Raw genomic sequence first — 14,604 nt, forward strand, 5'->3', positions numbered from 1 at the left:
CGGATCTTTCCGGATCTGTCCGGATCAGACCGGACCGGACAGGAGCCGGTCAGCTCAAGAGCCCGTCGGCGCGGGCGGGCCCTTGCGTTTCATCGTCGCCTCGGCGGCCTCGGGCGTCGGCAATTCGCCGCCGCGACGCTGGAAGGTGGCGATGTCGCCGGTCGTCGCGGCCTCGACATCGAAGGCCACGCTGTACTGGGTACGGGCGCAGTTCATGCCGTCATCGCTGCGCGCCGCCGGTCCCGCACGCAGGACGGTATAGCGGCGCATCGTCTCCACCAACTGCGCAGGCGTGACCGGCAGGTCATCGGCGGGCAGCTTCATGTGGTCCGCAAACAGCCCGGCGAAGCCGCGCTCCTCGATCGAAGTCTCCAGGCGGATCGCATCCTTCGCATAGCCCTGGCAGGCACTGCGCAGCACGGGATCCGCAGGCGCCGAGTAGCCGCAGACGCGGCTGGCGGCGCTCAGGAAATGTGCCGTCTCCGAGGCGTCGGCGCCCATCGTCCGGTTGGCAATCGGCAGCAGCAGCTTGGGATCAGTGACGCCGCTGTCTACCACCCGCTTGAGCATGCGCCCCTTCATCACGATGACGTAGGACGCGTCATGCGCGCGGGCCAGCCATTGGCGCGCCTCCGCGATCGTGGGCGCCTTGGACGCCAGCAGCCACATCGCCGTCGCATTGCCTGGGTCGAGCTGCAGCCAACGGCTCGGCGTGAGTGACTGGCAGGCCGGCACATCGACCTTGCTGCAGGTGCGCAGCGCCAGGCCGTAGATCAAGGGATCGGTCGTCTGTTCGGCGATGTCGGCGATGCGTCCGACATCGAACTGCAGCACCGCCGCCGTCATCCGGGCCAGCTCGTCGCCGGCCAGCGCCAGCTTGCGTGACTGCTCCGCCAGCACCGCCTTCTCATGCGCTGCCAACTGCGCATTGCGCGGATCGTCCATGCCGACACCGGCGCTGAAGGCATGCGGGAAATCCGCGCCGCAGTAGCGGTCGCGCGCGGCGGCGGCCGATGCGGCGGCCACGGCCGCATCAGCGGTGTTGCGCGCACCGTCCAGCAGCAACCACTGCACCGCGTTGTTCGGCGAGGCGGCGTCATCGGGTGCCTGGCCTTCCTCGGGCGTCACCTCGGCGGCGAGTGCCACCGTGTGCAGGGACACCCCGTCCGTCGCCGGCACCAGACCGTCGCCCGAGGCGAGATGGACCATCCACCAGGCGCCCGCTCCGACCAGGGCGAGCACGGTCACACCCGCCAAGGCGGCACCAGTGCGGAACCTCATCTCAGCGCTGCCCGGCCAGCGCCTCGCGCACAGCCGCCACCTGGCGGCGCGACACCGCCAGCCATTCATTCACATGGGCGATGCGCACCGCCCAACCCATTTCGCCGCCGAGGTCGCCATCGCCCTCGGCGGAGCCATCGGTCGGCACATGCCGCTCGAGCTCACGGACCGCCGACTTGGCCACCAGCGCATTGCGGTGCACCCGCAGGAAGCGCTCACCGAGGCGCTGCTCCAGGTCGCTCAGCGAGCCGTCCATCACATGGCTGTGGGTCGCCGTGCGCAGCGTCAAATACTTGAGTTCCGCCTTGAAATACAGCACCTCCGACAGCGGCACCCGCAGCAGCCGGCCCCGCTCGGTGATGTTGATCACCGGGCCTTCGTCGCCGGCGGGCTGGGCCTGTTGGTCGCGGGCCTTGGCGGCAGCACGCTCTTCCTGTCGGAGCGCGGCGCGGGCCAGGCTGGCCTGCAGCCGCTCGCGTCGCACGGGCTTGGTGAGGTAGTCCAGCGCCTCCAGCTCGAAGGCCTCCAATGCATGCTGCGCATGGGCGGTCACGAACACGATCGAGGGCGCAAACGGCCGACCGCGCAGCAGTTGCGCCAGTCCCAGGCCGTCCAGTCCGGGCATCTGGACATCCAGCAGCACCAGGTCGCAGCCGTGGTCCCTCAGCCAGTTCAGGGCCTGTTCCCCGCTGCTGGCTTCGGCGATCACCTCCGCCCGCGGCTCGTCGTTGGCCTCGACCAGCCCGCGCAGTCGCAGACGCGCCAGGGGCTCGTCATCGACGATCAGGATCTTCAGCGGAGGATGCGTCAGCATGTCGATCAACTCGGAGAAAGGAAGCCGGGGGTGCCGCACGGGTCCGGGGGCAGAGGCGGTGGCTTCGGTGAAGGCGTGCCGGAGCGGAAGTCTGCGTATTCCGTGGCGTCTTGGCCGTCAGCGGTCGTAACAGTCGCAACATTCACCGGTCATCCCCCAGCCAACTGCCGCTCATCGCCCCGATGCTTCAACGAGGCAACACGATCCGGACCGCAAATCGTCCGGGACTGGGCGCCGCCTCCAGCTTCGCGGCCACATCATGCATGAGCCGCAGACGCTGACGCACGTTGCGCAGGGCCAGGCCATGACCCTGTGTGCGAGACGGCGCGCCCACGGAATTGATCACCCGGATCTCCACCTCAGAGCCCCGGGAGCGGGTGGTGATGGTGACGTCGCCGCCCTGATCGTTGGGCTCGACGCCGTGACGGACCGCGTTTTCCACCAACGGCTGCAGCAGCAAGGGCGGCACGCGGGTCTCGCTGCAATGCGGGTCGAGCTGCCAGGTGACCCGCAGCCGGTCCCCGAAGCGCAGTTGCTCGATCGCCAGGTAGCGCCGCGCGAGTTCGACCTCCTGCGCCAGCGGCACGCCTTCGCTGCGGGCCCCGGTGTCGGACAGCGCGACCCGGAACAGCTCGCTCAGGTCCTCCAGCACTTCCTCCGCACGGGCCGGATCGACCCGCACCAGCGCAATCGCGGTGTTCAGCGTATTGAAGAGGAAGTGCGGACGAATCCGCGATTGCAGTTCGACCAGGCGCGCCAGCGCATCCGCCGGCGCCTGGGCGCGTTCGCGCAGCTTCAGCCAGCCCAGCAGCATCGCCGCGGCCAGCGCGCCGATGCAGGCCAGCGCCCCGTGTTGCAGCGGGCTCACCGGCTGGAGTCCGACCCATTCCAACAGACGCCCGCCGCCGTGGGCGCACGTCGCACCCAGCACGATGGGCAGCGTCCATTGCGCCCATTCCGGCAATCTCGCCAGCAGTCGCTTGGCCGCGCAGACCAGCAGCAGCCAGCTCAGCAGGCCGGACATCGACGCCACGGTGGCGGTGCCCATCGCCCACATCCACTGGGACAGGGTTTCCTGCGCCATGGCCAGACCGAGGGCCTGCACCAGTTGCACGCCGAGGACGGCACGCAGCACCAGCCCGACATGGCAGACATCGAAACGCCGTTGGGCATCGATCAGCGGCGCACTGGTCATCAGCCGGGTCTCGAGGCGGGTTTCCTCCCAGGCCTGTTGCGTGGTGTGTGGGTGCTGCGCCCGGTCGGCCATCGGATCTCCGTCCCTGCCCTTTAGAATTGATCGCCGATTCTCTCCCAGGCCAGTGCCCGCGCACCATGCGGAAACGCCCGGGGCTGTCGGCGCCGTGGCCTGCAGCATGTCGTGTGCCGCGTTCCGCTTCCTGCCCTCGTTCCATCCTCCCGAGCCCCGCGATGTCCAATCCCGCCGACAACCAACTGGCCAACAAATCCCAGGCCTGGTCCGCCCTGTTCTCCGAGCCGATGAGCGACCTGGTCAAGCGCTACACCGCGAGCGTGGACTTCGACAAACGCCTGTGGGCCGCCGATATCCAGGGCTCCCTGGCCCATGCGGACATGTTGGCGACCCAAGGCATCATCGGCGCGGACGACCTGGCCGCGATCCAGCGCGGCATGGCGCAGATCCGCGAAGAAATCGAATCCGGCCGCTTCGAATGGAAGCTGGACCTGGAGGACGTGCACCTCAACATCGAGGCCCGGCTGACCGAGCTGGTTGGCCTGGCCGGCAAGCGCCTGCACACCGGCCGCAGCCGCAACGACCAGGTCGCCACCGATGTGCGCCTGTGGCTGCGCGGCGAAATCGACACCCTGATCGGTCTGCTGGAGGCGCTGCAGCGGGTGCTGGTCGGCCAGGCCGAGCGGCATGCCGACGTGATCCTGCCGGGGTTCACCCATCTGCAGGTCGCCCAGCCGGTGAGCTTCGGCCACCACATGCTGGCGTATGTCGAGATGTTTGCCCGGGATGCCGAACGGCTGCAGGACACCCGCAAGCGGGTGAACCGCCTGCCCCTGGGCGCCGCCGCACTGGCCGGCACCAGCTATCCGCTGGACCGGGAACGGGTCGCCCGCACGCTGGAGATGGAAGGTGTGGCCCAGAACAGCCTGGACGCGGTCAGCGACCGCGACTTCGCCATCGAATTCAGCGCCGCGGCGGCGCTGATCATGGTGCACATCTCGCGGCTGTCGGAAGAGCTGATCCTGTGGATGAGCCAGTCCTTCGGCTTCATCGCGCTGCCGGACCGGTTCTGCACCGGCTCGAGCATCATGCCGCAGAAGAAGAATCCGGACGTGCCTGAACTCGCGCGCGGCAAGAGCGGCCGGGTGGTGGGCAATCTGATGGGCCTGATCACCTTGATGAAGGGCCAGCCGCTGGCCTACAACAAGGACAACCAGGAAGACAAGGAGCCGCTGTTCGACACCGTCGACACGCTCAACGACACGCTGCGGATCTTCGCCGAGATGATGGACGGCCTGACGGTCAAGGCGGACGCGATGGAGCGCGCCGCGCTCAAGGGCTATGCCACCGCCACCGATCTGGCGGACTACCTGGTCAAGAAGGGCCTGGCCTTCCGTGATGCCCATGAAGTGGTCGCCCATGCGGTGAAAACCGCGCAGGCGCAGGGCATCGACCTGTCGGCCCTGTCGCTGGAAGCGCTGCGCCAATTCGACAGCCGCATCGACTCGGACGTCTACGACGTCCTGTCGCTGCAGGGCTCCCTGAACGCCCGCAACATCCTCGGCGGCACCGCGCCCGCCCAGGTGCGCGCCCAGGTGGCTCGTCATCAGCAACGTCTGGGAGCCGCCCGATGAGCGACCTGCACGACCTGCAAGATCTCGCGACGCCCAGCCTGGCCTGGACCGACAACCTGGTGCTGAACCAGCCGGAGCTGGACCATACCCATCAGGAGTTCGTCGAACTGCTGAACCGCTACGGCGAGGCGCTGGACCGCGGCGAAGATGCCCTGCCCGCTTTCCGCGAGCTGCTCGCCCACACCGAGGACCACTTCGCGATGGAAGAGCGCTGGATGGCGGCCACCGGCTTCGAGCCGCAGAACTGCCACAGCAGCCAGCATGCGATGGTGCTCAATGTGATGCGCGAAGTGGTCCGCTATGCCGATGAGCTGGGCGACCGCGAGCCGCTGGCCATCGTCCGGCAGGAGCTGGTGCAATGGTTCCCGTCTCATGCCGAGATGATGGATGCGGCGCTGGTCTACACGATGCAGCAACGCGGCTTCGATCCCGCCACCGGTCAGGCGCAGCCAACGACGCAACTGCCCGAGGGTGAGAAGGCGGGCGCCGGTTGCGGCTCGACCGCTTGCGGTCACTGAGCTCGGTCTGCGGCGATCAGCGTCGATCAGGAACGATCAGCGGCGGTCAGCGCCGCTTGCCTTGATGGCTTGTTCATCACGCCGGCGCCCGTCACTGCGATGCTGACAGCGACTGTCAGCCCTCACCCCCACAATGCCGCATGGCCGAGCCGACGCCAGCGCTGCCCGATCGCCTGATCGCCCATCTGGACATGGACGCGTTCTACGCGTCTGTGGAGCTGCTGCGTTATCCGGAGCTCAAGGGGCTGCCGGTGGTGGTGGGCGGTCGGCGCGCCCATGCGCCGCAACTGCGGCCCGACGGCACGCGCGAGTTTTTCAAGTTGGCCGACTACACCGGCCGCGGCGTGGTCACCACCTCCACCTACGCCGCGCGCGCCTTCGGTGTGTTCTCGGCCATGGGGCTGATGAAGGCGGCTCTGCTCGCGCCGCAGGCCATCCTGCTGCCGGCCGACTTCGATGCCTACCGCCACTATTCACGGCTGTTCAAGGACGCGGTTCGCGAACTGGCGCCGGTGATCGAGGACCGCGGCATCGACGAGATCTACATCGACCTGACCGACGTGCCCGGCGCGCGGGATCCGGTCGGCCATGACCCGCTGGGCGGGGCCCGCGCCCTCGCGCGCGAGATCAAGAACTCGGTGTGGCGGGCGACCGGACTGACCTGCTCGATCGGCGTGACACCGAACAAGCTGCTCTCCAAGATCGGCTCCGAACTGGAGAAGCCCGACGGCCTCACCGTGCTGACCATGGACGACCTGCCGACCCGCATCTGGCCGCTACCGGTGCGCCGCATCAACGGCATCGGTCCGAAGGCGGGCGCCAAGCTGGACAGCCTGGACATCCACACCATCGGCGACTTGGCGGCGGCCCCACCGGCTCTGCTGGCCCAGCACTTCGGACCGGGCTACAGCCTCTGGCTGCATGAGGCGGCCCTGGGCCAGGATGATCGACCGGTGGTGACCTACAGCGAGCCGGTCTCGATCAGCCGGGAAACCACCTTTGAGCGCGACCTGCATGCGAAGCGGGACCGGCCGGAGCTGTCTCGCATCTTCACCGCCCTGTGCGAGCAACTGGCATCGGACCTGCAACGCAAGGGCTACCAGGGCCGCACCATCGGCATCAAGCTGCGTTTCGAGGGCTTCCGCACCGTCACCCGAGACCTGACCCTCGAGCTGCCAGTGCAGGACGCCGCGGCCATCCGAAGGGCTGCGGGTCTGTGCCTGAAACGCGTGGACCTGAGCCAGCGCTTGCGCTTGCTCGGCGTGCGTGTGGGCAAGCTGAGCCGGCCCGGCGATGTGGACTCGACCCGTCGCAGCCGCAGTGCCGCCAACGCGGCTCCGAACGGTCCGAAGCCCGAGAACCTGCGCCTGTTCAGTTGAGTCGTCAGCAGGGTTGTTCGTCCTGCACCACGTTTCGGGTGACGCGCGAAAACCCAACGCGTTTGTGATCACACGCAATCCTTGATCTAGCGCCAGACGAGCGCACGCCACCACACGAAACGCCTCCCGCGACCTTCACGCCAAAGGGCTGTACTGGCAGAGTGAAGCCCTCGGCCAGCAGCCCACCGCAGGAGTTCGCCATCATGTCCATTCCGATCAGCCGCCGTTCCGCTCGCGCTGGCAATCAGCGCAGCAATCAGCGCGGCAAGCCAACGCGGCAACCCCCATCGTCATCCGTCCCACCCGACTCGGACCTGGACGATCAAGACTGGATGGACTGGTTCCTCGCCGCCGGACTTCGGGCCACGGGCGGTGCCATGCTCGGCGTGGCCTTGAGCGGATTCATCTTTCCGCAGAGCGTGGCCCGCGATGTGCCCTCGATGCTGATCGGGGCTGCATTCATGCTGTGGATTGCACGCCGAAACGGCTCGATCTGACAGCGGGCCAGCGATGACGGCGGCAGGACATGCGCGAGCTCATCGACGGCAACCTCCACGACATGGTCTCGGTGGTCATCGCCATGGGCTACGCCGCCGCGCTCCGATGGCGCCATGGCGCCACACCGCTGCAGGAGTTTCCTGAGGATCTGGGCATTGGCATGGCGCTATACCCCAACTTCTTGATGTGCCTCGCGGTCTTCTCCTCGGCGTCAGTGACCGCGTTGATGTCGACCAACCGAGGTTTGGTCACCCTGGCCGGGTGCTTTGCCCTGTTCTCCACGCTCACGATGGTGAAGAAAAGAGATCGGAAACTAGCCCGCCGTCGGCAAGCGCCACAGCCAGAGCCCGACCGCCAGGCAGCAGAGTGCGGGCAACCAGGGCATGACCGGCATCAAGCAGGCAGCGATGAGCGAGCTGACCGCCATCATGGTCCAGGCCGCCTGCTTGGCCCGGAGCGGCACGGCGCGGTTGGCGCGCCACTGGACGATCATCGGACCGAACCGGGGATGCTGCACCAGCCAGGTCTCGCAACGCTGCGAACCGCGCGCAAAACAGAACGCCGCGAGAAGCACAAACGGCGTCGTGGGCAGCAGCGGCAGGAAGATGCCCAGAACCCCGAGCGCCACGCATGATGCCCCGCCCAGCATCCACGGCAGTCGGCGCCAGAGTGCGCGATGCTGGGGCACGGTGGCCTGGCCCGGCGCGGGCTGCTCGGGGGTGGCGGTCAGAAGCGCGGGTTCACCGTCGCTGGTGGAGGGCGCCATCTGCGGCTGCGGCTGCGGCTGCGCATGCGTCGACATCGATGAAGACTCGGCCTGAGGCGCGTGATGGAGCCCGTGATGGAGCCCGTGCGTGGGCTGAGACTCTGGCGGGCGCGGCGCATTCATCGCGCCACTGTAGCGCGGTGATCGCCGATCGCCTTGATCTCCCTGAGCGCCCTGGACGCCTCAGGACGACCAGCCGCTGGAACGCGAACCGCTGGGGCCTCGCAGCGAGTCACCGGCATCGAGCGACCTGCACCGCATGACCTGCAGCGCCGATTCCCTTGTGTTCTCCACGCCCGTCTCGATCGCATCCCGTCGAGCCCCACGCCTGTGAATCCCCTCCGGAAAACCCTGGGGCAACTTTCCCACCACGTCAAGCTGGCCTGGCCTAGCATCCATCCCATGAGCGTCATCACCTGCATTGAAGACCTGCGCGTGCTTGCGCAAAAGCGCGTGCCCCGCATGTTCTACGACTATGCCGACTCCGGTTCCTGGACCGAGAGCACCTACCGGGCGAACGAAGCGGATTTTCAGTCCATCAAGCTGCGACAGCGGGTGGCCGTCGACATCGAGGGCCGCACCACGGCCACCGAGATGATCGGCCGGCCGGTGCGCATGCCGGTGGCGATCGCCCCGACCGGGCTGACGGGCATGCAGCATGCGGACGGCGAGATCCTCGCAGCCCAGGCGGCCGAAGCCTTCGGCGTGCCGTTCACGCTGTCCACCATGAGCATCTGCTCGATCGAGGATGTTGCAGCGCGCACCGCCACACCGTTCTGGTTTCAGCTCTACGTGATGAAGGACCGGGGCTTCATCCACAGCCTGATCGACCGCGCAAAGGCCGCCAAATGCGAGGCGCTGGTGCTGACGCTGGATCTGCAGATCCTGGGCCAGCGGCACAAGGACCTCAGGAATGGGCTGTCCGCTCCACCCAAACTCACCCTGCCCAACCTGATCAACATGGCGACCAAACCCCGCTGGTGCCTGGGCATGCTGGGGACGCCGCGACGCCAGTTCGGCAATATCGTCGGCCATGTGAAGGGCGTGGGCGACATGGGCTCGCTGTCTGAATGGACGGCCAAGCAATTCGATCCGCAACTCAGCTGGAACGATGTGCAGTGGATCCGCGAGCGCTGGGGCGGCAAGCTGATCATCAAGGGCATCATCGACGAGGAGGATGCCAAGCTCGCGGCGGCGTCCGGCGCGGATGCGCTGATCGTGAGCAACCACGGCGGGCGCCAATTGGATGGCGCGGAATCCAGCATCCGCGCACTCCCGCGCATCGTGGAGGCGGTGGGAGACCGCATCGAGGTGCACATGGACGGCGGCATCCGTTCAGGACAGGATGTGCTCAAGGCTTGGGCCCTGGGCGCGCGTGGCACCTACATCGGCCGGGCCTTCCTCTACGGATTGGGGGCGATGGGCCGACCCGGCGTCGCAAAAGCGCTGGAGATCATCCACCGGGAACTGGATTTGACGATGGCGTTTTGCGGCCATCGACGCCTCGTCGATGTCGATCGAAGCATCTTGCTGAAGGACACCGCCCGCCTTTGAGGCGTCTGGCGGGAACCGCCCCGATGGATCTGACGGGGCCACCCGGCGGGCGGGCCTCCACGCGTTCCGGCGAACGCCAGGCAGATAGCTAAGCACATGGCCAAACAAAACGCCCCGCAATGCGGGGCGTCAAAGGCCGCGGAAATCTGGTTCCGCAGCGTCAAGGCAGGGACAGGCTCACGCGCCCATCACAGCGCGCCGATCACAGCGCGCCCATCTCTTTCAACAGACGATCCGCCTTGTCCACGACCGTCATCTGCCACAGCATGTAGCGCGCATCCAGGCAGATGCTGCGCGTGGTCTTTGGATTGAAATCCCAATCCGAGATCACCGCATCCAAGGTGCCGTCGAACAGCAGGCCCACCAGCTCACCCTTGCTGTTGAGCACCGGCGAGCCGCTGTTGCCACCGGTCGTGTCCAGCGTCGCCAGGAAGTTGACCGGCACCGAGTCCAGCGCCTTCACACCGTACTTGCCGAACTGGCGTGCCTTGATCGCGGCCAACTGCTCGGCCGGCGCATCGAACTCGCCGGTGCCGGTGTGCTTGGCCACAATGCCGCGCAGCGTGGTGAAGGCCGTCCAGTCGGCGCCATCCACGCCGGGCTGGCGCCCTCGCACCTGACCGAAGGCCACGCGCAGCGTGTTGTTGGCATCCGGATAGACCGCCTGGCCGCGGCTGGCCTTGAAAGCGATCATCGCCTTCATCGTGTCGGCATAGGCCTGCTGGATGCGGCCGGCCAGCTCCTTGTCGCGTGTCTCGCGCGCGTCGTCATCAGCCCGCAGAGCGACAGCCGCCTTGACCAGCGTGTCGCCGCTGGCCTCGAACTCAGTTGAGTCGCGGCCCAGCCAGGCCATGCGCTCGGCCTTGTCTGTCAGGCGAGTGCCGGCGTAGAGCTGGTCCACGCGGGCGGCGACGGCGGCGGCATCCATGCCCTGGCGAAGGCCCAGGGCACTCAGGAAGGCGGCATTGAGTTGATCCGCCGGCTGCGCCAGGTATTGCGTCAGGAAGTGGCCCACCACCCGCTTGTCCGTGGCTTCGTCGAAACGGCGCTCGACCGCCTCCAGCGACTGTCGACGACGGAGCTGATCCCGCTCCTGATAGCCGGACTTGCGCTCGGCATCGGGCTTGCGACGTTGCAGTGCCTGTTGATAGAGATCGCGGGCCTGCGCCAGCAGGGTCGGCGTCGCATAGTTCAGCAGCAGTTCGCGGCGGGTGATGGCTTCGCGCTCACCCAGCAGTCGGTCGATCTCGCTGAGCGAGGCGCCGTACTGCTCGCGCCGCTTGGGATCGGCCTCGACCCAGGCCTTCAGTTCCGCATGCGCTGCCTGCTTGCGCGCCAGGATGTCGCTGCCGGCGAAACTCGCCAGTTGGCCCTGGTAGTTCTTGTAGTAGTTGCCGACGCTGGCCACGAGATTGGCCAACTTGATTTCGGCCTCCCGTCGTCCGGCGGTCGCCTCGCGGATTTCAGCGAGTTGCTCGCCCATCACCTTCACGCGCTCCGGCATTTCCCAGCCGAACGCGAAGCCCACTTCCTCGGGCAGGCGGTGACGATTGGTGCGGCCCGGATAGCCGGCCACCATGACGAAGTCGCCCTCGTTGAGCGGCACGCTGGCCAGCTTCAGCACATGCTGGGGCTGATAGGGCTTGTTGTTGGGACTGAAGTCCGCCGGCTTGCCATCCGGGCCGACATAGGCACGATAGAAGCTGTAGTCGCCGGTGTGGCGCGGCCACATCCAGTTGTCGGTATCACCGCCGAACAGACCGACGCCTTGGGCCGGCGCATGCACTAGGCGGACGTCGCGAATCTCCAGTTGCTTGATCAACTGGTATTGCAAGCCGCCGTAGAAAGCCGCCACGTTGCAGCGGTGGCCGGCGTCCTTCTCGCACTCCGCGACCAGGGCCTTCTCGCTTGATTCGATCGCTTCGATGCGGGCCTTGCCCTTCAACGCCGAGGTCTTGGCATCCAGCACGCGAGGGGTGACATCGGTCAGCGCCACCGTCACATAGACGCGGCTGCCCGGCGCGGCGGGCAATTCGTCAGCCAGCGTGGCGGCCAGGAAACCGTTCTTCAGCAGGTCGCGCTGCGGGGTGGCGTTGTACTGGATGCTGCCGTAGGCGCAATGGTGATTGGTCACCACCAGGCCTTGCGGCGAGACGAACGACGCGGTGCAGTTGCCCAGGCTGATCACTGCCCCCATCGGATAGCCGATGGGCTGCGACAGCCGGGACGAATCCATCGCCAGGCCGGCGGCCTTCAGATCCTTCGCGACCTGGGGCAATTGCTGCGGCATCCACATGCCTTCGTGGGCCTGTGCGGCCACCGTGCCGAGGGCCAGCGCGGCCCACATCAAACGTTTCATGCGCAGGACTCCTGTCCTATCCAAAGAGAAGGGGCGAACCATACACCCGTCAGGACGCCCTGACCCGTGCTGTCCGGCACCCGGGTAATCCCGGGATTGCGAGACGGAATCCACGAACTGGGGGGATGCCAGGCGCTGACGCGAAACTTACAATCGCCGCTCATTTGCCACCACCCGCCTGATGCGCCGGTCCAGCGCCCGCATCGCCCTCGTCCAGGAGTACCGTCATGACCCTCAAGCAGCTCAGCCAAGTCAAGCGCTGGATGGTGATGCACAGCGCCCGCCATCCCGTCGAACTGGCGGTCTGGAACCTGATCCTGACGGTGTGGATGCTCGGCTTCATGGGTGTGCCGGGTGCCTTGCTCACGCATGCCTGGATGGCGCTCCCGCTCTGCCTGATCGCCTGGCTGCTGCCGATGGCCTATGCCGGTGGACGACGCCAACTGCACCGCGCCGGACGCCTGCGTTGCGACTGGCTGACCGCGCTTTGATGCCGCTTTGATCCCGCTTTGGCGCCCGAGTTCTCAGCGGCGACGCCAAGCGCCCACGCTCATCGCTTTCGCGCCACTTGAAGCCGGCGCATCACCGGCTCATTGAGCGCGCGAGTGAGGGCATTCCATTTGGCACTGACCTTGTCGATCCGCGCGAGCAAGGGTTGCGCCGTGGCCTCGTCGCCGCGGCCGATCGCCCAGATCGCATGCTCCGCCCACGCCTCGACGCTGCCAAAACGCTCCGACGCCGACTCGAACTCGGCCTTCGCATCCGCTTGACGGTCCAACGCCGCCAGGCAGCGCGCGGTCAGCAGCGAGACCGCCTCAGGACGAAACGCCGGCTGCTCCTTGCGAATCGACGCCAGATGCGCCAGCGCGGCGGCTGGCTGACCGCAGGCCTCGAGGGCACGGGCAGCGCCCAGCCGGATCTCCAGATCTTTCGCAAACGGGCCCTTCAGACAGGCCTGATAGTGCTCAGCGGCCTGCGCGCCCTCGCCCGCCTCCATCAGAGCGGCGGCAAGACGCATCTGGTTCTGGGCGGTGGGCGTCTCCTCGAACTCGGTACGCGCCTCACGCAGCGCGCGTCCGGGATCCATTGCCTGGGCCGCTGACCGCACCGCGCGCCGAGCGCCACGCTCCAGCCGCGAATGCGGCAGCACGATCGCCACCAAATAGACGATGCTGCCCAGCAAAGGGAATGAAAACAGGATGAACAGCCAATAGAGCTGCTGCTGGTTGCGCAACACATGCACGGCGCAGAAGATCGCCAACAGCACATGCAGGCCAATTCCGACGAAAGGCATTGCCCGACTCCCTCACACATTTTTTGAATGGGCGAGATTCTGCACGAGCGTCCGCCCTCTCGGTGATGGGATTGCCACGCAGCCTGTCGTGGCCGGTGTCCGTGCAGACCGTCGTCAGGAACGCCTCCCGCGTTCCCCGTGCCGTCAATGCACCAGGCCGATCCATTCGCCCCGACGCTGATAGGCGTCGAACAGAGACTGCGCCAGCGACTGCAGCCGCTCGTCACCCCGTGCATGCGCCTGCATCAAGCGATCCAGGGCGTAATGACGGTCATACAACATGCGGGTGGGCTGCAACGCGAGGCCGCAGTCGGCCATCAGGTCCTGCAACCGGAGCAACTCGCCCATTTCGGCCGGGCCGCCCACCGTCAGGCCGAGTTCCGGCATCACGCCCCAAGGGGCTTGAGCGGATTCGGGCATCAGATGCGGTGGGATGGCGTTCAGCATGGCGACCTCGGGACGTTTCATGTCGGCGTGGGTCGAATCATGCGCCGCGTCTTCGGCAAACTTGAGCGGGAAAAGCGCGGTGAATCAGGTGCTGTTCCAGGCTTTGAGGTCACCGGCATGACGCTCCGGTTTGACTCGCCGCCTCCGCGCCCCGCCCGTCCCACTCGAGGCTGCCATCGATCGCCCGACGTCGAGCGCTACCCGAACAAAGGCGGCCGCGAAGCCGCTCAGCCCCGAGGCTTGGCAATGAATCCTGACAGGTCATTGCACCAGACGGCCGCACGCAGTTCCAGGTCGTTCAGCGCCTGCACATCGATGCGGGCATCGCGCAGCATCTTGGCCGAGGCCTCGTTCAGCGCGATCTGATGGCTTTTCTTTTCCAGATACACCACCCGCTGTATGCCCACCTGGATGATGGACTGCACGCAGCGCGGGCACGGGTACTGGGTGGTGTAGATGGTGCTGCCGGTCAGCGGCAACACCACGCAGTTGAGGATCGCATTGACCTCGGCATGCACGATGTAGCTGTGACGGGAGTTCAGCGGGTCGTGATCGTCGTCCGACCAATAGGCCGGATCGTTGTCGTCGCAGCCTCGCGGCAGGCCGTTGTAGCCGACGCCCACGATCTTGTTGTCTGCACTGGCGATGCAGGCGCCGTTGCGTTTGCGACTGTCCTTGGAACGTGCACCGGCCAGCAGTGCCACGCCCATGAACATGGAATGCCAGTCGATCAGCGGTTGGTTGTCCATGACTTCGTCGGGCCTGGGTCGGCCCTTTGTGCGAAGGGCCCACAGTGTAGTGGGACGCATCGACGATGGCCGGCCACCGGGCCCATGGCCCGGTGGCAGGT

General features: G+C 66.8%; 14 protein-coding genes. 6 read left to right on the forward strand and 8 right to left on the reverse strand.

Annotation, left to right across the window (positions count from 1 at the left end):
* Nucleotides 1–54 precede the first annotated feature (54 nt).
* From N4261_RS18385 to N4261_RS18395, 3 genes are all read right to left on the reverse strand, one after another.
* Nucleotides 55–1,281, reverse strand: a complete 1,227-nt coding sequence (locus tag N4261_RS18385) for a hypothetical protein (RefSeq protein WP_261756722.1) — start codon at nucleotides 1,279–1,281, stop codon at nucleotides 55–57.
* A gap of 1 nt (nucleotide 1,282) precedes the next feature.
* Nucleotides 1,283–2,095, reverse strand: a complete 813-nt coding sequence (locus tag N4261_RS18390) for a LytR/AlgR family response regulator transcription factor (RefSeq protein ID WP_261756723.1) — start codon at nucleotides 2,093–2,095, stop codon at nucleotides 1,283–1,285.
* Nucleotides 2,096–2,282: 187 nt separating this feature from the next.
* A complete protein-coding gene (locus N4261_RS18395; protein WP_261756724.1) occupies nucleotides 2,283–3,362 on the reverse strand; it encodes a sensor histidine kinase in 1,080 nt (359 codons plus the stop codon).
* Nucleotides 3,363–3,523: 161 nt separating this feature from the next.
* On the opposite strand from N4261_RS18395, the gene argH reads away from it, so the two are divergent.
* The 4 genes from argH (at nucleotide 3,524) to N4261_RS18415 (ending at nucleotide 7,333) form a co-directional block, all read left to right on the forward strand.
* Nucleotides 3,524–4,939, forward strand: a complete 1,416-nt coding sequence (argH, locus tag N4261_RS18400; protein ID WP_261756725.1) for an argininosuccinate lyase — start codon at nucleotides 3,524–3,526, stop codon at nucleotides 4,937–4,939.
* The gene (locus N4261_RS18405; protein WP_261756726.1) at nucleotides 4,936–5,457 is read left to right on the forward strand and encodes a hemerythrin domain-containing protein; all 522 of its coding nucleotides are present in this window, start codon (nucleotides 4,936–4,938) and stop codon (nucleotides 5,455–5,457) included. Before argH ends, N4261_RS18405 begins: the two co-directional genes overlap by 4 nt.
* A gap of 140 nt (nucleotides 5,458–5,597) precedes the next feature.
* On the forward strand, nucleotides 5,598–6,836 hold the full coding sequence (gene dinB, locus N4261_RS18410; protein ID WP_261756727.1) for a DNA polymerase IV: 1,239 nt from the start codon (nucleotides 5,598–5,600) through the stop codon (nucleotides 6,834–6,836).
* A gap of 203 nt (nucleotides 6,837–7,039) precedes the next feature.
* Nucleotides 7,040–7,333 carry a hypothetical protein gene (locus tag N4261_RS18415; protein ID WP_261756728.1) on the forward strand — a complete coding sequence of 98 codons (294 nt, stop codon included), beginning with the start codon at nucleotides 7,040–7,042 and terminating at the stop codon, nucleotides 7,331–7,333.
* A 314-nt stretch (nucleotides 7,334–7,647) separates the two neighbouring features.
* Here the strand turns inward: N4261_RS18415 and N4261_RS18420 are convergent, their stop codons facing one another.
* The gene (locus N4261_RS18420; protein WP_261756729.1) at nucleotides 7,648–8,136 is read right to left on the reverse strand and encodes a YbaN family protein; all 489 of its coding nucleotides are present in this window, start codon (nucleotides 8,134–8,136) and stop codon (nucleotides 7,648–7,650) included.
* Between the two features lie 366 nt (nucleotides 8,137–8,502).
* Here N4261_RS18420 and N4261_RS18425 point away from each other — a divergent pair, with 366 nt between their 5' ends.
* Entirely contained in the window at nucleotides 8,503–9,654 is a 1,152-nt protein-coding gene (locus N4261_RS18425; protein ID WP_261756730.1) for an alpha-hydroxy acid oxidase, read from the forward strand.
* 202 nt (nucleotides 9,655–9,856) lie between these two features.
* On the opposite strand, the gene N4261_RS18430 is transcribed toward N4261_RS18425, so the two are convergent.
* A complete protein-coding gene (locus N4261_RS18430; protein WP_261756731.1) occupies nucleotides 9,857–12,013 on the reverse strand; it encodes a S46 family peptidase in 2,157 nt (718 codons plus the stop codon).
* A 227-nt stretch (nucleotides 12,014–12,240) separates the two neighbouring features.
* On the opposite strand from N4261_RS18430, the gene N4261_RS18435 reads away from it, so the two are divergent.
* Nucleotides 12,241–12,504: a hypothetical protein gene (locus N4261_RS18435; protein WP_261756732.1), complete on the forward strand. Its 264-nt coding sequence runs from the start codon at nucleotides 12,241–12,243 to the stop codon at nucleotides 12,502–12,504.
* 59 nt (nucleotides 12,505–12,563) lie between these two features.
* Here the strand turns inward: N4261_RS18435 and N4261_RS18440 are convergent, their stop codons facing one another.
* The 3 genes from N4261_RS18440 to N4261_RS18450 all read right to left on the reverse strand — a co-directional run bounded on the left by N4261_RS18440 (nucleotide 12,564) and on the right by N4261_RS18450 (nucleotide 14,503).
* Complete coding sequence (locus N4261_RS18440) at nucleotides 12,564–13,307, reverse strand: tetratricopeptide repeat protein (RefSeq protein WP_261756733.1); 744 nt, start codon at nucleotides 13,305–13,307, stop codon at nucleotides 12,564–12,566.
* A gap of 144 nt (nucleotides 13,308–13,451) precedes the next feature.
* A complete protein-coding gene (locus N4261_RS18445; RefSeq protein ID WP_261756734.1) occupies nucleotides 13,452–13,775 on the reverse strand; it encodes a hypothetical protein in 324 nt (107 codons plus the stop codon).
* A gap of 206 nt (nucleotides 13,776–13,981) precedes the next feature.
* Nucleotides 13,982–14,503: a deoxycytidylate deaminase gene (locus N4261_RS18450; protein ID WP_261756735.1), complete on the reverse strand. Its 522-nt coding sequence runs from the start codon at nucleotides 14,501–14,503 to the stop codon at nucleotides 13,982–13,984.
* Nucleotides 14,504–14,604: the final 101 nt, after the last annotated feature.

Origin of the sequence: Roseateles amylovorans, assembly GCF_025398155.2 — a bacterium.
Taxonomy (GTDB): domain Bacteria; phylum Pseudomonadota; class Gammaproteobacteria; order Burkholderiales; family Burkholderiaceae_C; genus Roseateles; species Roseateles amylovorans.